We start from the raw sequence: 18978 nt of genomic DNA on the forward strand, positions 1-18978 counted from the left end.
TGGTGCGCCTTGTGATCGCTCGCTGCCAGGTCGACTACGCCGGCCGTCTGACCGCCCATCTGCCGATGGCCACCCGGCTGCTGCTCGTGAAGGCCGACGGCTCGGTGTCCGTGCACTCGGACGACCGCGCCTACAAGCCGCTGAACTGGATGAGCCCGCCATGCTGGCTGATCGAGGACGGCAAGCTGTGGATCGTCGAGAACAAGCAGGGGGAGAAGCTCGTCATCACCATCGACGAGATCTTCCACGACCACGCCCAGGAACTCGGCGCGGAACCGGGACTGCAGAAGGACGGCGTCGAGGCGCACCTGCAGGAACTGCTCGCCGAGCACATCAAGACCCTCGGCGACGGCTACACCCTGGTGCGGCGGGAATTCCCGACCGCGATCGGCCCGGTCGACATCATGGCCCGCGACGGCGACGGTGCCAGCGTCGCCGTCGAGATCAAGCGGCGCGGTGAGATCGACGGCGTCGAGCAGCTGACGCGGTACCTCGAACTGCTCAACCGCGACCCGCTGCTGGCGCCGGTGCAGGGCGTCTTCGCGGCGCAGATCATCAAGCCGCAGGCACGGGTGCTGGCCGAGGACCGGGGTATCCGGTGCCTCACGCTGGACTACGACGCTTTGCGCGGCATCGAGTCGGACGAGTTCCGCCTCTTCTGAGCACCCCTTCAGGCACCGGGTTCGCGTGATCCGGCGGACGACACGCGTGACTGAGTGGACGACACGCGTGGGGCCTCGTCCGCCTGAACACGCGTGTCGTCCACCGCATCACGTGTCGTCCATCCAGACACGCGAAACCGCCATCGGCGCACCGGCCCGCGACGCTGAACAGCCGATACCGAATCGAGTCCTCGGTTTTGTATCTGCATTATTTCCCGCGCCACAGAATGCCCTTAAGGGAAGCGGGAAATTAACGAACTCGGGTTCTCTCGCAAAAGAACCAGCTGTTTCCGTGCCATTCGGGTGAACGGCGGATTCCTCCGTCTCACGCTGTGCCACACTCGATTTCCGCGAGGGGTACCGCCGACATCCGGTGGTCGCGGTCGCAGGGGTGATGGGCCATGAGTGATTCTCGGAAAAACGTCGATCTCGTACTCGAAGGCGGCGGCGTCAAAGGCATCGGGCTGCTGGGTGCGGTGCTGGAGTTGCACGAAGCCGGCTATTCGTTCCCGCGGATCGCCGGGACGAGCGCCGGGGCGATCGTCGCGACGCTGGTCGCCGCCTATCAGAAGGCGGGGAAGGATCTCGGCGGTCTGGAAGCGGTGATGAACGACATGGACTGCCGCCGGTTCCAGGACCAGTCCCTGCTCGACAAGGTCACCGGCCCGATCGGCGACGGCGTCGATCTGCTCCTGCACGACGGGATGCATTCCGGTGACTATCTCGTCGAATGGCTCACGCCGTTGCTGGAAGAGGTCGGTGTGCACACTTTCGCCGATCTCGCCATCGAGGATCCCGAAGGTACTTTGCTTCCGTACCAACGGTATTCCCTGGTCGTCCACGTCAGCGACCTGACCCGCCGTGTCCTCGTCCGGTTGCCTTGGGATTATTCCCAGTACGGCCGCGACCCCGGCGCGGAGAAGATCGTCGACGCCGTCCGCGCGTCGATGTCGATCCCGCTCTACTTCCGGCCGGTGCAGTTCGACGTCCGCCCCGAGGGCACGGTCACCTGGGTCGACGGCGGCCTGCTGTCGAACTTCCCCATCACCGTCTTCGATCGGACCGACGCGAAGAAGCCGCGGTGGCCGACCTGGGGCGTGAAGCTTTCCGGGGAACCCGTGGGCGGCAGGGACAAGCCGGTGAAGAGTGCGTTGCGGATCGCCATCGGTTCGCTCGAAACCCTGCTGTCGGACTGGAATCGTTACCGGTTGCACGAGGAAGGTGTGAACCGGAGGACGGTCTACGTCGACACGACCGGGATTTCCGCCGTCGACTTCGGGCTCGGCGAAGAGGAGAAGAAGCGCCTCTTCGAAAGCGGGCGGGAGGCCGCGCGGCGGTTTCTGGAAAAGATAGTGCCGCAGTGAACTCGCCGGCGGTATTCCGGTGGGATGAGGGATAGGAGGATCCCATGCGTTATCGCCCGATCGGCAGTGACCCGGCGGACGGCCGCCTCGGCCGGTTCGTCCCGGACGACTGGCGTCACATCGAGCGCTATCCGTTGACCGCGCTCGCCACGGAAGATCGGCCAACCCGGTCTCCGGTCGTCATCGGCGTCAACTGGTACAAGGAATTCGACGTCCCGGAAAAGGACGAGAAGTCCGGCGAGTTCTTCGTCGCGAAGGGCGGCGCCAAAACGCTCACCAGGATCCGCGGCGGGCACTGCGTCTGCCTCGAACCCGGTGAATCGACCGACGGAGACACCCAATACGCCTTCTACGACCAGGGCAAGGAAGGCGCTTGCGTCGGCTTCGGCTGGTCGCGGTGCATGACCCTGTTCAACGGAGACCTTTATGCCGCGCGATGGCTGTGGGACCAGTCGAAGCTGCGTGACGAATGGGGCGAGACCAACCCCGGCGACAACAACGGCACGTCCGTCCGCGCGGCGGCCGAGGTGCTGCTCGAACTGGGGCACGTCCCGTGGTCGGAGACCTACGCCGACGACGATCACGTCAAGCGGGCCGCCTACACGCCCGACGCCAAGAACGGCCTCCACGCCTACCGCTGGGCGAAGACGGTCGAGGAGGTGCACGAGGTGCTGGGCAACCCGCGTGCCGACGAACTCGGCGCCGTGCCGTTCCTGAACTCGTGGGGCTCGGGCTACCCGCACCGCACGTACATGCCGGACGACGTCCTCGCCCGGCTGATCGAGGAGGACGGCGAAGTCGGCCTGCCCACGGACCGGTAAACCCCCACCGGTCACGGGAAAGGGCCGCTCCGAACAGGAGCGGCCCTTTCTCCGTTACCGGCGGTCGAAGGTGATCCCGGTCCTTACCCGCAGTTCGGTCCGGGGGCAGCCGGAGTCGGCCGGGCGTTCCGCGGTGAACGTGTATCCCTGGTCGCCGGACACCGGGAACTCGACCCGCACCAGGCTGTCGCGGGACACGGCCTCGGCGGCCACCACGCCGCCGACCGAAACGTGCCATCGCACTTCCGCCGCGCAGCCGGGCAGTTCGACGGAAAGGACCCCCACACCTCGTCGCGCCGTCCGGTGGACACCCGCGAACAGGGTCTCCACCTTCTGACCCCGGAACAAGGCGTACCGGTGGACGGGGGCGCATACCGTCGCCTCGTTCGCGTTGGCGCATTCCCGCTGCGTCAGGGGAGCGTCGCCGCCGACGACTTCGGTGTCCACGTGGTCCGATATGGCCGAGAACAGGAGGCTGAACGCGCCGCCGATGGCGATGAACACGACCGCGTTCACCGCCGCGGCCAGGACCGCGCGCACTCGCCGTCGCACGGTCTCGGCCCGCTTCCGAGCTGCCGCCTCCACCTTCTCCAGCAGCCCGGGGTCGTCAGTGGCCGCCGAGACGAGCAAGGCGAGATCGCGTGCCGTCCCCTTGGCCGCGCGGTACGCCGCCCAAGCCGTGAAAACCGCGACCAGCGCGCTGAGGATGCCCGCGATCCAGGAAAACCGTTCGATCCACTCCCAATGCACCCCGGTAGTGAAGGGGACCGAGCCGGGAGCGAACACGGCAGTTCTGCCGGATGAACGACAACCGTGCCCAGGCTTCGAGCGGGCGAGAAGCCCGAGGGCGAACGGACCAATGGAGGATCCATCGATTCGCCCAAGCGGTGTCCGCCGAACCGGACAAGAATTGTCAAAAACTGCCCTTTCGTACACATCCGGGCCGACCTCGCCCACCCGCACTGCCGTTCCTGAATCCATGCAGTATGGTCCGCGATTGACGCGATACCGGCGTTTCTCGTGAACGTATTCACTAATGGAGGTGGGTCGGTTGCACGTGCTGGCCGATGCGAACCTGCGGCTCGACGCAAGTCCGATCGACTACGTCCTGCTCGCCTTCTATTTCGCACTGGTGCTCGGCATCGGGTACATGGCGCGAAGGTCGGTCTCGAGCAGCCTCGACTTCTTCCTCTCCGGCCGCTCGCTGCCCGCCTGGGTCACCGGTCTCGCCTTCATCTCGGCGAACCTCGGCGCCGTCGAGATCATGGGCATGTCGGCCAACGGCGTGCTCTACGGCCTGCCGACCTTCCACTACTTCTGGATCGGCGCGATCCCGGCGATGCTGTTCCTCGGCATCGTGATGATGCCGTTCTACTACGGCTCGAAGGTCCGCAGTGTCCCGGAGTTCATGCTCCGCCGGTTCGGCAAACCCGCCCACCTGGTCAACGGCATCAGCTTCGCGAGCGCGCAGATCCTCATCGCCGGCGCGAACCTGTTCCTGCTCGCCAGCGTGGTGAACCTCCTGCTCGGCTGGCCGTTGTGGGTGTCGATCATCGTCGCGGCCGCGGTCGTGCTCTCCTACACCGCGCTCGGCGGCCTCTCCGCCGCGATCTACAACGAGGTCCTGCAGTTCTTCGTGATCGTCGCGGCGCTGCTGCCGCTGACCATCGTCGGCCTGGTGAAGGTCGGCGGCTGGCAGGGACTGGTCGACAAGGTCTCCGCCGGCCCCGGCGGAGATGCGCAGCTGTCCTCCTGGCCGGGTGACAACCTCACCGGCTTCGGCAACAGCTTCCTCTCCATCCTCGGCCTCGTCTTCGGCCTCGGTTTCGTGCTGTCCTTCGGTTACTGGACCACGAACTTCGTCGAGGTCCAGCGCGCCATGGCCTCCAAGAGCATGTCGGCCGCGCGGCGGACGCCGATCATCGGCGCGTTCCCGAAGATGTTCATCCCGTTCATCGTGATCATCCCCGGCATGATCGCCGCGGTCACCGTGTCCGAGTACGTCCAGGACAAGCAGATCCTGCTCGATGGCGGCGAAGCGCCCAGCGGGGTCACCGCGAACAACGCGATCCTGCTGCTGATGCGCGACCTGCTGCCCAACGGCATGCTCGGCGTCGCGATCGCCGGTCTCCTCGCGTCCTTCATGGCCGGTATGGCGGCGAACCTGAGTTCGTTCAACACCGTCTTCACCTATGACATCTGGCAGTCGTACGTGAAGAAGAACGAGTCCGACGGCTACTACCTCCGTCTCGGCCGCCTGGTCACCGCGGCGGGCACGGTGCTGGCGATCGGCACCGCGTTCATCGCGTCGAATTCCGGGAACATCCTGACCTATCTGCAGGACCTGTTCTCCTTCTTCAACGCGCCGCTGTTCGCCACCTTCATCCTCGGCATGTTCTGGAAGCGGATGACGGCGACGGCGGGCTGGGTCGGGCTCGTGTCCGGTACCGCGTCCGCGATCACCGTGTGGCTGCTGTCGCAGGCCGGGGTTCTCGGGCTCACCGGGCAGGGCGTCAGCTTCGTGGCCGCCGGTACGGCGTTCGTCGTCGACATCGTGGTCAGCGTCGCGGTTTCGCTCGCCACCGCGCCGAAGCCGGAGGCCCAGCTGGTCGGCCTCGTGTACTCCCTCACCCCGAAGGAGTCGCTGAAGCACGACGAAACCGGCGACGACGCGGGCTGGTACCGCAAGCCGGGCCTGCTCGCGGGCATCGTGCTGATCCTGACCATCGTGCTCAACATCATCTTCTAGGAGGCCGGAGATGGCTGCGTCCCAAGCTCCCAAGAAGGCCGGCGTCTTCGACATCCGGCTGATCATCGCCCTGCTCATCGGCGGCTATGGCCTGGTGCTCACGATCATGGGCCTCTGGTTCACCACGGACGAGGAGCTGGTCAAGGCCGCCGACGTCAACATCAACCTGTGGGCGGGCATCGGCATGCTGGTGTTCGCGGCGTTGTTCATGCTGTGGGCGAAGCTGCGGCCCATCGTGGTGCCGCCCAGCGCAGACGGCGAGGGCGGCGAATAGCCGGGTTGTCCGGACAGGCGCGAGGCGGTCCGGCTACCGTGCACGACGTGTCGCTCAACGCTCGACGTCGCCGGATCGCGTCCGTGCTGGCCCTGGTCGCCGCACTCGGCGCGCTGTCGGCCTGCGGTCAGAACCTCGGCAAGTCCAACTTCGCCCGTACCACCGTCGCCGCCGAAGCAGGCTCAGGTTCCGGTTCGGTGCCCGACGGTGACATCAACGACCCGGCGGTCACCCCCGTGGTGATGCGCACGATCGATCCTTGCCCACTGGTGGGCAAGGAGGCGTTGAGCAGCCTCGGCACCCCGGAGGACCCGCGGCCCTCCACCATCTCGTTCGGCAGCTGCCGGACGAAGGTCGTCGACGCCGGCGGCAAGCAACTCACGATCGGTGTGGACATCGGCGCGTCGACGTACGTCTCGACCAGCGGCGTCACCGTCTCCGCGGTCGAAGGGCTTCCGCAGATCGAGCGGAAGAGCAAGGACGGCAAGAGCTGCGACGTCGGCATCATGACGCTGCGCAAGCCTGAACGCGGGGTGAGCTTCTCGGTCACTTACGACGGCGGGGACCCCTGTGCGACCGGTCGCGCGGTCGCGGCCAAGGCCGTGAAGAGCCTGCACGCCTCACCGGCGAAGTACCCCTCCAGCGCGGGCACGCTGACCGCTGTCGACCCGTGCACCGCGGCCGACCCCGCCGTCCTCGGTGAGGTGGTGCCGCACGGTGCCACCACGCTGACCACCTTCCACTCGTGCGACTGGACCCCGGGCTCCAACCCGCGGATCTCCATCGGCTTCCGCCCCGGCCTGCCGCCGGAGCAGCGCGAGGGCAGCACGAAGGTCGAGATCGACGGCGTCACCGCGTACCAAAAGGGCGGCAGCGGCAGCGACGCCGAGTGCAAGGTCGAATGGCAGCACAAGCCGTGGGCCGACGACGAGGCCGAGATCGTCAGCGTGATCTACAAGAACTACGACGAGAAGAAGGACGAAGCGGCGTCCTGCGGGAAGGCAGTGAAGATCGCCAAATCGGTGATCTCCAAGCTGCCGAAGCCCTGACGCTGGCGGCATCCGGCCGGGCGAGGTAGGAAGGGGACACCCCACCCACCGACGTGTCGGAGGCCGCTTTGAAGAAGATCATCAACGACCCGAAGACGGTGGTCGCGGAATCCTTGCGCGGGCTCGCCGCGGCGCACGCGGACGTCCTGCGCGTGGAGGACGACCCGGCGATCGTGGTGCGCGTGGACGCGCCACTGGCCGGGAAGGTCGCGGTGATCTCCGGCGGCGGCTCCGGGCACGAACCGCTGCACGGTGGCTTCGTCGGAGAGGGCATGCTTTCCGCCGCCGTACCCGGCGCGGTGTTCACCTCGCCGACGCCGGACGCCGTGGAAGCCGCGGTCAAGGCCACCACCGGCGACGCGGGTGCACTGCTGATCGTGAAGAACTACACCGGCGACGTGCTCAACTTCGAGACCGCCGCGGAACTCGCCGCCGCCGAGGGGCTGGACGTGCGCAGCGTGGTCATCGACGACGACGTCGCGGTCAAGGACTCCACCTACACCGCCGGTCGTCGCGGCGTCGGCGGCACGGTGCTGCTGGAGAAGATCACCGGAGCCGCCGCCGAACGAGGTGACACGCTCGACGCGGTGGAGGCCTTGGCACGCAAGGTGATCGGCCAGGTCCGGTCGATCGGCGTCGCGCTCACCGCGCCGACGGTGCCGCACGCGGGCGAGCCGAGTTTCGACCTCGCCGACGACGAGATCGAGTTCGGCATCGGCATCCACGGCGAGCCAGGTATCGAGAGGACACCGGCCCTGTCCGCCGACGAACTCGTCGCGCGCATGGTCGACGCGGTGGTCACGGACCTGCCCTTCGGCGAGGGCGACAAGGTCCTGCTGTTCTCGAACTCGATGGGCGGGACCCCGCTGGTCGAGCTGTACCTCGCCCACGGGATCGCCGAGCGGCTGCTGGCCGAGCGTGGGATCGTGGTCGAACGGCGGCTGGTGGGGCCGTACATCACCAGCCTGGAGATGCAGGGGATGAGCCTGACGTTGCTGAAATTGGACGACGAGCTGACCGAGTTGTGGGACGCGCCGGTGAACACCCCGGCACTGAGGTGGGGAGTCTGATGGCCTGCACCGCCGAGACGCTCGCCGCCGCCTTGCGGGCGGCGGCCGCGGTGATCGCCGAGCATCGCGCGGAACTGGTCGACCTCGACCGCGCGATCGGCGACGCCGACCACGGTGAGAACATGGACCGCGGGTTCACCGCCATCGTGTCCGCTTTGGACAACGCGACCCCCGAGACCCCCGCCGCGGTCGCGAAACTGGCCGCCACGACGTTGATCTCGAAGGTCGGCGGTGCGGCGGGCCCGTTGTACGGCACGGCTTTCCTGCGCGCGTCGGTCAAACTGGGCGACGCGGCCGAAGTGGACGGCCCGCTGCTCGTGGAGGCCCTGCGCGCGGCACTCGAAGGAGTGCAGGCGCGCGGCAAGGCCGTCGGGGGAGACGCGACCATGGTCGACGCCCTGATCCCCGCCGTCTCCGCCGCCGAGGAGGCCTCCGGCTCCGGCGTCGCGGCGATCCTGTCCGCGGCCGCCGACGCCGCGGACAAGGGCGCCGAGTCCACTGTGGACCTCGTACCGCGCAAGGGCCGCGCGTCGTACCTCGGCGAACGGGCCAAGGGGCATATGGATCCCGGTGCCCGTTCGACCGCGTTGCTGTTGCGCGCGTTCGCGGAGGCCGCCAAGTGAGCGTCGGAATCGTGCTCGTCTCCCACAGCTCCAAACTCGCCGAAGGGCTCGCGGAACTCGCCGCGCAGATGGCACCGGACGTCACCATCGCGGCGGCGGGCGGTCTGGCCGAAGGCGGGATCGGAACGGATTACGACGAGGTCGTCGCCGCGACGCAGCGCGCCGACGCGGGAGCGGGCGTCGTCCTGCTGTACGACCTCGGCAGCGCGCAGATGACCGCGGAACTGGCCGTCGAATCGCTCGCCGACCCGTCGGCCGCGGTCGTCGTGGACGCGCCGCTGGTCGAAGGCGCGATCGCCGCCGCCGTCGCGGCGCAGGGCGGGGCGGAGCGCGACGCCGTCGCCGCGGCCGCCGCTTCGGCGGGCGCCCCGCCGGATCTGACGTTCGACGAAGGTGTGCGGGACGGCGAGAGCAGTGTCGAACTCACGCTGCGGAACGAGGTCGGGCTGCACGCACGGCCCGCCGCCGTCCTGGTCCGGAGCATCGCGGGGCTCGACGCGGAGGTCACCGTGCGGCTCGGCGACGAGACCGCGGACGCCAACAGCGTGCTCGCGCTGATGGCGCTCGGCGCCCGCCAGGGCGACCGGATCGAGGTCCGCGCGAAGGGCGCGCAGGCCGACGAAGCGCTCACCAAGGTGAAGGACCTCGTCGATCAGAACTTCGGCGAGTGAGCTGAGGGTCTCGTGCCGTGAAGGCCTCCTTGCCTACCGTGAAGGTAGTGAAGGAGGCCTTCACGGACTCTGGGTCCATCGAGGGGCCTTCATGTACTTCGCCTCGGCCGGAGGCTGTAGCCCGGAGGCGGTAGCAAAGGTCCCTTGATCCCTCGCCCGCCCGCCGCCCGCCGCCAGGAAAGGCTCTTTCCTTGCAAAATTTGCAAGGAAAGAGCCTTTCATTGCATCGGCGGCCGTGACGGCCGTCCTCGCGTCGCACGCAGGGGAAAGTCTCCCGTAGGACCTCGTCCGCGAGTGACACTTACTCGATTCGGAGGGTGACAGCCGCTGCTTTCCGCGCCCCGGCATGGCACGATCGGGGAAACTACCAGCGAGTAACCTCCGGAGGCCGGTTGTGGCGCGGGAAATCTCGAGTGTGGGAGTCATCGGTCTCGGCACCATGGGTGCCGGGATCGCCGAGGTGCTCGCGCGGAGCGGCGTGTCCGTCGTCGCGGTGGAGATCGACGACGACGGCGTGAGCCGGGGCCGCGGTCATCTGGAGCATTCGACCGAACGGGCGGTGTCCGGCGGCAAACTCGACGCCGGCGGACGTGACGCGTTGCTCGGCCGGATCCGGTACACCACGTCGCTGACCGAACTGTCCGATGTGGACCTGGTGATCGAGGCGATCCCGGAGAACCTCGAAGCGAAATCCGACGTGTTCGCGCAGCTGGACAAGATCACCGGCCCGGACACGATCTTCGTCTCGAACACCTCGTCGCTGTCGATCACCGAGATCGGTGTGCACACCGCGCGGCCGGGCAAGGTCGTCGGGATGCACTTCTTCAACCCGGCGCCGATCCTCAAGCTGGTCGAGATCGTCCGCACGGTCGTCACGGAACCCGACGTGATCACCGACGTCGTCGCGTTCGCCGAACGTCTCGGCAAGACCCCGGTGGTGATCGGGGACCGCGCCGGGTTCATCGCGAACGCCCTGCTGTTCGGGTATCTCAATCATGCGGTGCGGATGTACGAGCAGCGCTACGCCACGCGTGAGGATCTCGACGCGGCGATGCGGTTCGGCTGCGGGTATCCCATGGGGCCCTTGGCGTTGCTCGACCTCATCGGGCTGGACACCGCGTACGAGATCCTCGACACGATGTACCACCAGTCGCGCAACCGGCTGCACGCGCCGGCGCCGCTGCTGAAGCAGATGATCACCGCCGGACTGCTCGGCAGGAAGACGGGGCAGGGTTTCTACACCTATGACGAGCCCGATTCGCCGACGGTGACCGACGCGATCACCAAGTCCACTGTGGACACCGCGTCGGCGCGGGAGGTGCGCAAGGTCGGTGTCGTCGGGACCGGGACCATGGCGACCGGCATCGTCGAGGTCTTCGCGAAACGCGGCTACGAGGTCATCCTGCGGGCGCGCAGCGCGGAGAAGGCCGCGGCGTCCGTCGCGCGGGTGAAGAAGTCGCTGGACAAGGCAGTCGTCAAGGGCAAACTGTCCGAAGAGGACGCCGCCGCCGCGCTCGGCCGGATCTCGCCCGCGGTGGAGTTCGAGGAACTGGCCGACGTGGACCTGGTCGTCGAGGCGGTGGCCGAGGATCTGGCCGTCAAGCAGGCCGTTTTCGCCGCGCTCGACGACGTCGTGAAGCCAGGCGCGGTCCTGGCGACGACCACGTCCTCGCTGCCGGTCATCGAATGCGCGGCCGCCACCTCGCGGCCTTCGGACGTGGTCGGCGTGCACTTCTTCAACCCGGCGCCGGTGATGAAACTCGTCGAGGTCGTCTCGACCATCGCCACCGCGCCCGACGTGATCGCGACCGTCGACGCCGTCTGCGCGGCGGTCGGCAAACACCCCGTGCACTGCGGCGACCGGGCCGGGTTCATCGTCAACGCGCTGCTGTTCCCGTACCTCAACGACGCGGTGAAGATGCTCGAGGCGCACTACGCGGAGGCCGACGACATCGACACCGCGATGAAGGTGGGTTGCGGACTGCCGATGGGGCCGTTCGAACTGCTCGACGTCGTCGGGCTGGACGTCTCGCTGGCGATCCAGCGGACCCTGTTCAACGAGTTCCGTGAAGAGGGCTTCGCGCCCGCGCCGCTGCTGGAGCACCTCGTGACCGCCGGAAGGCTGGGCCGGAAGACCGGAAAGGGGTTCAAGGACTACTCGGCCCGGTAGCTTGGGTGGCATGCCGGTTTCCTCGGGGGTCAGGAAACGGATCAAGGAACTCCTCGATCCGGACGACGAGATCCACTACGTGTTCCCGGCCGACATCTTCGGCAGTACCAATCCCAGCGTGTTCTTCGCGGTGACCCGCAAGACGATCACGATCCTCACCACGGGGTACCTGAGCCGGAAGACCCCGAAACGGGTCGTCTCGGTGACACTGCGCAACCGCCGGATCGGGCCGGTCGAGACGGAGACCACCCCATGGTTCGAATTCAACGGCATCGTCTACGAAGTCGACGACGAGTACGTCGCTGTGGTGCACGCGGCCGATGCGGAGATCCTGCGGACAAAACCTGAAGATCCGCTGCCGGACCTCTAAGCTCGCGTGAGTGCGTCAGCTCACATACGACGGGATGCCCATCCCCGGCCTGAACGACCTGGTCCGGACGGCCATCCGGCTGCACCCCGCGCCGGGGGTGCCCGGTCCGGACGAAAGCCACTTCGGCGGCCCGCTGCTCTGGCCGTCCGACGAACCGTGGCCGGAGTGCCCGGTGACCTGGCCGCCCGACCCGGACGCCTCCGACGACGCCTGGGCGGGCGGGCATCCGCTCGACGAGCCAGTCCCGGCGATGGTCGGCGCCGCGCAGTTCTTCCGCGACGACTTCCCGGAGCTGCCCTTCCCGGAGGGCACCGACGTCCTGCAGATGCTGTTCTGCCCGATGGAACACGACAGCCTGCATCACCAGGGGCCCGCGGTGCGGCTGATCTGGCGTGATTCGGGCGAGGTACGGGACATCGCGGAACCGCCGCCCGCCCCCGAGGACGCCAAAGCCGCCTACCTGCCGGAACCCTGCGTTTTCGAACCGTGCTCGATCGACGAACTGCCCCGGCTCTGCGACTTCCCGGCGGAGACCCGCTCGGCGCTCGGTATCCCCGAGGGCGCGGGCGACGAGCCGGAGGGCTGGCCCGAGCTGGACCACTATTCGAAGATCGGCGGCTGGACAGCCTGGGGCGCCACCGATCGGTCCGAGCTGGGCTGCCGGGAGTGCGGCGCCGAATTGCGTCAGACGATCGCGCTGGCCACGGAGGAGCACGAGGTCGGCTGCGGATGCGAAGCAGACGAAGGCGAGCCGGCGGGCTGGACGTTCAGCCGTCAAGGGGCGCTGAACGTCTTCACCTGCCCCGCCGACGTCACGCATCCCTTCAAGGTCAGGATCGACTAGGCGGTAGCAAAGGTCCCCCGCTCCAGTGCTGGAAGACCAGGTTCGTGTGCACCCTCGCGACCTCGTCGCGGGCGGTCAGTTCGTCGAGCACCAGCCGTTGCAACTCGGTCGCCGAAGCGGTGGCGACGTGCGCGAGGAAGTCGTCCGGGCCGGTCAGGTGGTAGACGGCGCGGACCTCGGGCAGCGCCAGCAGATGCTCGACGAACGAGTCGACCAGCGCCCGCCGGTGCGGGCGGACCTGGACGAAGAGGAGTGCTTCGAGCGGGCGGCCGAGTTTGGCGGCGTCCACCTCCGCGCGCTGGCCGGTGATCACCCCGAGCTCACGCAGCCGGTTGACGCGGTCGAGACAGGTCGAAGGCGCGATACCGACCTCGGCGGCCAGATCCTTGTTCGAGATCCGGGCGTCGTTCTGGAGAAGCCGCAGAATTCGAAGATCAACCGTGCTCAGTTCGACAGAATCCGACATCAGCGAATGATATCCGAGGATATTGCGGTTGATCCGGAGAAAATCGCACCATCTGGAGTATGACCGCAACGCTGCGTACCCGAGCCGTCCACGCCGGCCGTGACGATCTCACGGACCTCGGCGTCCACGCCGCTCCGCTCGACCTGTCCACGACCTACCCGTCGCGGGACAGCGTCGAGGAGGCAAGCCGCATCGATGAATTCGCCGCGTCGGGCTCGCTGTCCGGGCTACCGGTCTACGGGCGGCTGAGCAACCCGACCGTCGAACGGTTCGAGAAGGCGCTCGCCGAACTCGAAGGGTTCGACGACGCCGTCGCGTTCGCCACCGGCATGGCCGCCGTTTCGGCTTCGCTGCTCGCCGCCGTCGCGCAGGGCAAACGGCATGTCGTCGCCGTCCGGCCGGTCTACGGCTGCACCGACCACATGCTCACGTCCGGTCTGCTCGGCACCGAGGTGACCTGGGCCGATCCGGAAGGCGTCGCGTCGGCGCTGCGGCCCGACACCGGCCTCGTGCTGCTGGAAACACCCGCGAACCCGACCCTGCGCGAGGTCGACATCGCCGAGATCGTGCGCGCCGCGGGCGAGGTCCCGGTGCTGGTCGACAACACCTTCGCGACTCCCGTGCTCCAGCGGCCGGGACGGCACGGCGCCCGCTTCGTCCTGCACAGTGCGACCAAGTTCCTCGGCGGCCACGGCGACGTCATGGGTGGCGTGGTCGCTTGTAGCGCCGAAGACGCGGGGATGCTGCGGCAGATTCGCTTCGCCACCGGAGGCGTGCTGCACCCATTGGCCGGATACATGCTGCTTCGCGGCCTCTCGACCCTTCCGCTGCGTGTGAACGCCGCGTCCGCGACAGCCGCCGAGCTCGTCGAGCGGCTTCGCGGTCACGCGAACGTGAGCGCCGTGCACTACCCGGCCGTCGGCGGTCCGCTGATCGCGTTCGAGGTCGACGGGGATCCGCACGCGCTCATCGGCGCGGTCCGGTTGATCACCCCGGCCGTCAGCCTCGGCAGCGTCGACTCGCTCATCCAGCATCCCGCTTCGATCAGTCACCGGATCGTGGCCGAGGACGACCGGCGCGGCGCGGGGGTCACCGACCGGCTCATCCGCATGTCGGTGGGGCTGGAGGACGTCGAGGACCTGTGGCACGACCTGGATCAGGCACTCAAAGCGTGCTGAGTTCTGCGATCGTCGTCACCGGGATGTCGACAAATCGTCCGGCGTGGCTAACCTGGTCGGGTGAAAGATCTGGTCTCGTCCTGGGTGGAATCTTCGGCTCGTAGCACGCTTTCCCGGCTGCACCAGCAGATCGGTGTCGCCGGGCTGGCCGCGGCGGCGGCCGTGCCCGGGCTGTCGGCCGTCTTCGATCAGCACTCCGCCGCGGTGCGGGACATCCTCGCGGCGGGGGTCGAAGGCTCGGCGGCGGTCGCCGGGGTCGTCCTCCTCGCCGGCTACACGCGCGGGCTGCTCGACGAGGCGAAAACCAAGGGGTGGGCATTCCGTGCTCCGGCCGATCTGTCCGCTTGGACCACCAGTGACTGGATGACCGCGCGGCTGGTCGGCGTGTGTTCGCTGGCCGCCACGATCGACGACCGGCCGACCGGGAACGGGTAGGGCGGCCGGTTGCCCCACCCGCTCCCGTGGAAGGTCAGCGGTACTCCGGCGGAGGGGGCATGTTTCCACCGGGGGGCCGCTGGCCGGGATCCTGGTGCTGAGGCACCTGGCCCTGGCTTGGCGGGAACTGCTGGTGCTGTGTCGGCTGCTGACCCATCCGGTTCGGGTCGGCCGCGTGATGCCCGGCGGACACCGGCTGGCCGACCGTCGTGCGCTCGGCCGGCACGTCGCCGGAGCGGCCGGCGTCTTCGCGACCGCGCTGGTAGGCCTCGGCCTGCGCCTTCGCGGCGGGGATCTCCGCCTCGGCCCGGCCGAGCCAGGTCTCCCAGCGCTGTTGCATCGGTTTGATGAGACCACCGCCGACACCGACGACGGCGATGCCGCCGACCGTGGCGAGCACGGTGATCAGCACCGGCAGCGTGACCGCGGTGGCCACGCCGATCTGGTTCAGCGCGGCGATCGCACCGAGGCCCCAGATGAACACCGAGGCGATGGTGGCGAGCACCTTGCCGTAGGAAACGCCGCCGAGGGCGTTGCCGACCAGGTCCTTGACCGCCTTGGCGATCGCGCCCGCGATCACCACGATGACGATCGCGACGATGGCGCGCGGCAGCCAGGCGACGATCTCGTTGAGCAGCGAGCTCACCGGGTTCGGGCCGAACACGCCGAACGCGAACTGCAGGGCGATCAGCAGGATCGCGTAGTAGACGATCTTGCTGATGATGTCCGACGCGTCGAACTGGCTGCGCGCGAGCATCTGTTTGAAGCCCCCGCGTTCGAGGAGCCGGTTGAACCCGACCTTCTCGAGCACCATGCTCACGGCTTTGGCGAGGGCCTTCGCGATCAGCCAGCCGATGAGCAGGATGACCAGGAACGCGAGTAGTTTCGGGACGAAAGTGGCGACCGAACTCCAGGCGCTCGACACGCCTTGACCGAAGTCGACGGCCGCCAGTGCTGATGTGGCCACTGGACGTTCTCCCTTCCACCACTGGAGCTTCCAGGCTGGTGGGAGGGGGGTACCCGCCAATCGGGCGATCACACGTTGTGCCACCCGAACGGGTGGGTCAACTGCAGCAGCCGCCTCCGCAGCAGCCGCCCCCACCTGCGGGAACGGGGGCAGGGCCGGAAGCCGAGCCGGTCAGCGCGACGGTCGTCAGCAGCTTGACGGTGTCCTGGTGACCCTCCGGGCACGGCGCGGCCGCACCGGACTCGCTCATCGGCCGCAGCAGTTCGAAGGTCCCCGCGCATTCGCGGCAGCGGTAAGCGTAAGTCGGCATGTCCGGCATTATCCCATCTCCTCGACGGCTCCGGGATGGCAAGCTGGCCGGGTGGAACTGCCTGTCGCGGCGCACGTGCCGCATCTCGGCCAAGTCGTCCCCTCCGTGCTGTCCGCCCTCGGCGCCGACGGGTTCGCCAACTCGCTGAGCCTGACAGAGGCGGCCGGCGCCTGTGTGCTGCTCATCGACGGTCTCGGCTGGGAACTGCTGGCCGAGCACGCCGCCGACGCGCCCGTGCTCACCCAGCTGGCGAAGTCACCGCTGCGGGTCGGTTTCCCGTCGACGACGGCGGCCGGTCTCGGCGCGATCGGCACGGGGCTCGCCTCGGGGGAACACGGCCTCGTCGGGTACAGCTTCGAGGTGCCGGGGACAGGCGTCCTGAACGCGTTGCGCTGGACCAGCCACGTGGACGGCGGCGATCTCCGCGGCGCTCTGCCGCCGCGCGAGGTCCAGCCCCTGCCGACGACGTTCGAACGCGCGGCGGCCGCCGGGATCACGACCAGCGTGGTGTCTTCGGCGAAGTTCGCCGACACCGCACTCACGCGCGCGACACAGTCCGGCGCGCGTTATGTCGGTGTCCACGCGCTCGGCGACCTGGCCGCCTGCATCCTGCACTGCCTCGAAACGCGGCAGGCGTTCTGCTGGGGCTACCACAGCGAACTCGACATGCTCGGCCACATCTACGGCCCCGGTTCGGCGCCATGGCGGATGCAGCTGCGCCATGTCGACCGGCTCGTCGAGTCCATTGTGGATGGCCTGCCGTCCGGTACGCTCCTCGCGGTCGTTGCCGACCACGGCATGGTGACCGTCGAGGGAGCGGTCGACATCGACGAGACACCGGCGCTGCTCGGCGGCGTCCGGGCGATCGGTGGTGAGGTCCGGGCAAGGCACGTCTACAGCGAACCGGGCGCCGAGGCCGACGTGCTGGCGGCCTGGCGCGAGGTGATCGGCGATCGGGCGTGGATCCTTCCGCGCGACGAGGCCGTCGAGGCGGGCTGGTTCGGGCCGGTCTCCGACCGGGTCCGGCCGCGGATTGGCGACGTGGTCGTGGCGTCGAAGGGGCGGTTCGGGCTCGTGCGGGAACTGGCCGAGGCCGTCGAGTCCTCTTTGGTCGGCCAGCACGGCTCGCTGACCCCGGCCGAACAGCTCGTCCCGCTGGTCCTCGCGCGCGGCTGACCCCCGCAATTCGTCACCTGGTTGCGGTGCTCGCGCGTGCGACGACCGCAACCAGGTGACGAATTGCGCGTCAGGCAGGCTTCCTGGCCGAGAACTTCACGCTCCGCTTCGGCACGTGCTCGACGTCGATGTCGGTGAACCCGGCGGCGGTGAGGCGGGGCCAGAGCGAAACCGGGTCGAGCGCGTTCATCGTGTCGCCGAGGTGGAAGAGCCGGAACGGCACGTTCGCCAGACTGTCGATCGCGCGCAGGACACCGCCGGGGCGGAGCACCCGGAACGCCTCGGTGAAGATCGCGTCCTGCGACGCCGTCGTCGGCACGTGATGCAGCATCGTGAAGCAGACGACCGACGAGAACTCGCCGTCCTCGAAGGGCATCGCCGCACCATCGCCATGGACGATCCGCACCCGGCCGTCGAACTCCCGCTTGAGCAGGTCCGCCGAGGCCTCGTCGATCTCGACCGCGGTGAGCCGGGGGACGAGCCGGACGAGCGCGCGGGTGGTCGCGCCGAAGCCGGGGCCGATCTCCAGCACGGAGTCGCCGAGGTCGAAACCGGCGATGTTGCCCGGCATCTCGGCGGCGACGGCTTTCGCCCAGAGCGCGGAACTGCAGAGTTTGCGGTGCACCAGGTTCATCGGCATGAACCCGAAGCTAGCCGTGACCGGTAGGCGATAGGCTGCCAAGTGATGTCGCGAATCGGACTCCTTCCCCCGATGCCGACGGCGATGGTGCTCGGCGAGATGGAGCTGCCCGCCGGTACGTGGCTTCCGTGGCACGAGCACGACGGGCACCAGCTCGCCTGGGCGGCGCGGGGGATCCTGAGCGTGAACGTCGGCGAGCGGCACTGGGTGCTGCCGCCGACGCGCGCGCTGTGGATCCCGGCCGGTGTCGTGCATCGCACCGGCGCGACCGCGCAGACCGTGTTGCGAGGGATCTACGCCGCTCGAGACCGGTGCCCGGTGCACTGGCGCGAACCGACGCTCGTCGCCGTCCGCCCGCTGCTGCGGGAACTGCTGGAACACCTCGGCGCGGTCGGCCTCGGCGACGACGCGCGCTGCCGGGCCGAGGCCGTCGCCTTCGACCTGCTCGAACCGGTGGACGTCGTGCCGATCACCGTGCCGATGCCGTCGGACGGGCGGGCGCTCGCCGCCGCGCGGGCGGTGATCGCCGATCCGGCGGACCGCCGCGGCCTCGCGGATTTCGCCCACGACGCCGGCGCGAGTGAACGAACGCTCGCGCGGCTGTTCCTCACCGAATGCCGGACGACGTTCGGCGCGTGGCGGGTGCAGGCCCGGCTGCGCGCGGCCCTTCCGCTGCTGGCCGAAGGCATGCCGCTGACCGCGGTCTCCCGCCGGATCGGCTACTCCTCGCCGAGCGCCTTCGTCGCCGCCTTCCGCCGGGCGGTCGGTGTGACGCCGGGTGCTTACTTCGGCGGCTAGCCGAGTGTTACGCCTTCCGTCACGCGAGTTACGCCTCCAATCACGCGAGTTCCGTCTTCCGTCACGCGAGTCGCGGCGGCCGACTCGCGTGACCGGGTGGCCGACACGCGTGACCGGGTGGCCGACACATACCCGCGGCCCGGTTCCACCACGTGCCACCCCTCCTGTCACGTGATGGCCACCGGATCACACGTGATGGCCGCCGGATCACAGGTGTCGGCCAACGGATCACGCGTGTCGGCCAACGGATCACGCGTGACGGTAGGCGGATCACACGTGTCTGGAGGCGCAACTCGCGTGTCTGGAGGCGCAACTCGCGTGATTGGAGGCGCAACTCGCGT

At 68.5% G+C, this 18978-nt stretch carries 21 protein-coding genes; 16 read left to right on the plus strand and 5 right to left on the minus strand.

Annotated features, from left to right (window positions below; all coding sequences use genetic code 11):
* The first annotated feature begins 2 nt into the window (after positions 1–2).
* The 3 genes from nucS to DL990_RS20520 all read left to right on the plus strand — a co-directional run bounded on the left by nucS (position 3) and on the right by DL990_RS20520 (position 2847).
* A complete protein-coding gene (gene nucS, locus DL990_RS20510; protein WP_199746492.1) occupies positions 3–662 on the plus strand; it encodes an endonuclease NucS in 660 nt (219 codons plus the stop codon).
* A gap of 401 nt (positions 663–1063) precedes the next feature.
* Complete coding sequence (locus DL990_RS20515) at positions 1064–2026, plus strand: patatin-like phospholipase family protein (protein ID WP_125799595.1); 963 nt, start codon at positions 1064–1066, stop codon at positions 2024–2026.
* Between the two features lie 44 nt (positions 2027–2070).
* The gene (locus DL990_RS20520) at positions 2071–2847 is read left to right on the plus strand and encodes a hypothetical protein (protein WP_125785109.1); all 777 of its coding nucleotides are present in this window, start codon (positions 2071–2073) and stop codon (positions 2845–2847) included.
* A gap of 54 nt (positions 2848–2901) precedes the next feature.
* Here the strand turns inward: DL990_RS20520 and DL990_RS20525 are convergent, their stop codons facing one another.
* Positions 2902–3597 (minus strand): hypothetical protein, encoded by a 696-nt coding sequence (locus tag DL990_RS20525; RefSeq protein ID WP_125785108.1) that lies wholly within the window; start codon positions 3595–3597, stop codon positions 2902–2904.
* Positions 3598–3898: 301 nt separating this feature from the next.
* Between DL990_RS20525 and DL990_RS20530 the strand changes: the two genes are divergently transcribed.
* The 9 genes from DL990_RS20530 to DL990_RS20570 all read left to right on the plus strand — a co-directional run bounded on the left by DL990_RS20530 (position 3899) and on the right by DL990_RS20570 (position 12667).
* Positions 3899–5596 carry a sodium:solute symporter family protein gene (locus DL990_RS20530; RefSeq protein WP_125799645.1) on the plus strand — a complete coding sequence of 566 codons (1698 nt, stop codon included), beginning with the start codon at positions 3899–3901 and terminating at the stop codon, positions 5594–5596.
* 10 nt (positions 5597–5606) lie between these two features.
* Positions 5607–5870: a hypothetical protein gene (locus tag DL990_RS20535; protein ID WP_125785107.1), complete on the plus strand. Its 264-nt coding sequence runs from the start codon at positions 5607–5609 to the stop codon at positions 5868–5870.
* 47 nt (positions 5871–5917) lie between these two features.
* Positions 5918–6919 (plus strand): DUF3558 domain-containing protein, encoded by a 1002-nt coding sequence (locus tag DL990_RS20540; RefSeq protein ID WP_233598865.1) that lies wholly within the window; start codon positions 5918–5920, stop codon positions 6917–6919.
* A gap of 68 nt (positions 6920–6987) precedes the next feature.
* Positions 6988–7989, plus strand: a complete 1002-nt coding sequence (gene dhaK, locus DL990_RS20545) for a dihydroxyacetone kinase subunit DhaK (protein WP_125785105.1) — start codon at positions 6988–6990, stop codon at positions 7987–7989.
* Positions 7989–8612, plus strand: coding sequence for a dihydroxyacetone kinase subunit DhaL (gene dhaL / locus DL990_RS20550; RefSeq protein WP_125785104.1), 624 nt, complete (start codon positions 7989–7991; stop codon positions 8610–8612). The genes dhaK and dhaL overlap by 1 nt, the downstream gene beginning before the upstream one ends.
* Positions 8609–9283, plus strand: a complete 675-nt coding sequence (dhaM, locus tag DL990_RS20555) for a dihydroxyacetone kinase phosphoryl donor subunit DhaM (RefSeq protein ID WP_125799596.1) — start codon at positions 8609–8611, stop codon at positions 9281–9283. The genes dhaL and dhaM overlap by 4 nt, the downstream gene beginning before the upstream one ends.
* 394 nt (positions 9284–9677) lie before the next feature.
* Positions 9678–11453 (plus strand): 3-hydroxyacyl-CoA dehydrogenase family protein, encoded by a 1776-nt coding sequence (locus DL990_RS20560; protein ID WP_125799597.1) that lies wholly within the window; start codon positions 9678–9680, stop codon positions 11451–11453.
* Positions 11454–11463: 10 nt separating this feature from the next.
* The gene (locus DL990_RS20565; RefSeq protein WP_125799598.1) at positions 11464–11823 is read left to right on the plus strand and encodes a hypothetical protein; all 360 of its coding nucleotides are present in this window, start codon (positions 11464–11466) and stop codon (positions 11821–11823) included.
* Positions 11824–11833: 10 nt separating this feature from the next.
* Positions 11834–12667 (plus strand): hypothetical protein, encoded by an 834-nt coding sequence (locus DL990_RS20570; RefSeq protein WP_125799599.1) that lies wholly within the window; start codon positions 11834–11836, stop codon positions 12665–12667.
* On the opposite strand, the gene DL990_RS20575 is transcribed toward DL990_RS20570, so the two are convergent.
* Positions 12654–13133 carry an Lrp/AsnC family transcriptional regulator gene (locus DL990_RS20575; RefSeq protein ID WP_125799600.1) on the minus strand — a complete coding sequence of 160 codons (480 nt, stop codon included), beginning with the start codon at positions 13131–13133 and terminating at the stop codon, positions 12654–12656. The two genes, DL990_RS20570 and DL990_RS20575, sit on opposite strands and share 14 nt — an antisense overlap.
* A 59-nt stretch (positions 13134–13192) precedes the next feature.
* Here DL990_RS20575 and DL990_RS20580 point away from each other — a divergent pair, with 59 nt between their 5' ends.
* Both DL990_RS20580 and DL990_RS20585 read left to right on the plus strand, forming a co-directional pair.
* Positions 13193–14311, plus strand: coding sequence for a PLP-dependent aspartate aminotransferase family protein (locus DL990_RS20580; RefSeq protein WP_125785098.1), 1119 nt, complete (start codon positions 13193–13195; stop codon positions 14309–14311).
* Between the two features lie 60 nt (positions 14312–14371).
* Complete coding sequence (locus DL990_RS20585) at positions 14372–14746, plus strand: DUF6401 family natural product biosynthesis protein (RefSeq protein ID WP_125785097.1); 375 nt, start codon at positions 14372–14374, stop codon at positions 14744–14746.
* 34 nt (positions 14747–14780) lie between these two features.
* Here the strand turns inward: DL990_RS20585 and DL990_RS20590 are convergent, their stop codons facing one another.
* Complete coding sequence (locus DL990_RS20590) at positions 14781–15713, minus strand: hypothetical protein (RefSeq protein ID WP_125785096.1); 933 nt, start codon at positions 15711–15713, stop codon at positions 14781–14783.
* A gap of 97 nt (positions 15714–15810) precedes the next feature.
* Positions 15811–16023: an FmdB family zinc ribbon protein gene (locus DL990_RS20595; RefSeq protein ID WP_125785095.1), complete on the minus strand. Its 213-nt coding sequence runs from the start codon at positions 16021–16023 to the stop codon at positions 15811–15813.
* A 51-nt stretch (positions 16024–16074) separates the two neighbouring features.
* On the opposite strand from DL990_RS20595, the gene DL990_RS20600 reads away from it, so the two are divergent.
* Positions 16075–17199: an alkaline phosphatase family protein gene (locus tag DL990_RS20600; protein ID WP_125799601.1), complete on the plus strand. Its 1125-nt coding sequence runs from the start codon at positions 16075–16077 to the stop codon at positions 17197–17199.
* 70 nt (positions 17200–17269) lie between these two features.
* On the opposite strand, the gene DL990_RS20605 is transcribed toward DL990_RS20600, so the two are convergent.
* Positions 17270–17833 (minus strand): class I SAM-dependent methyltransferase, encoded by a 564-nt coding sequence (locus DL990_RS20605; RefSeq protein ID WP_125799646.1) that lies wholly within the window; start codon positions 17831–17833, stop codon positions 17270–17272.
* A gap of 51 nt (positions 17834–17884) precedes the next feature.
* On the opposite strand from DL990_RS20605, the gene DL990_RS20610 reads away from it, so the two are divergent.
* Complete coding sequence (locus DL990_RS20610; protein ID WP_199746496.1) at positions 17885–18637, plus strand: helix-turn-helix transcriptional regulator; 753 nt, start codon at positions 17885–17887, stop codon at positions 18635–18637.
* The last annotated feature ends 341 nt before the right edge of the window (positions 18638–18978 follow it).

It is taken from the genome of Amycolatopsis sp. WAC 01416, from assembly GCF_003947485.1.
Classification (GTDB): Bacteria; Actinomycetota; Actinomycetes; order Mycobacteriales; family Pseudonocardiaceae; genus Amycolatopsis.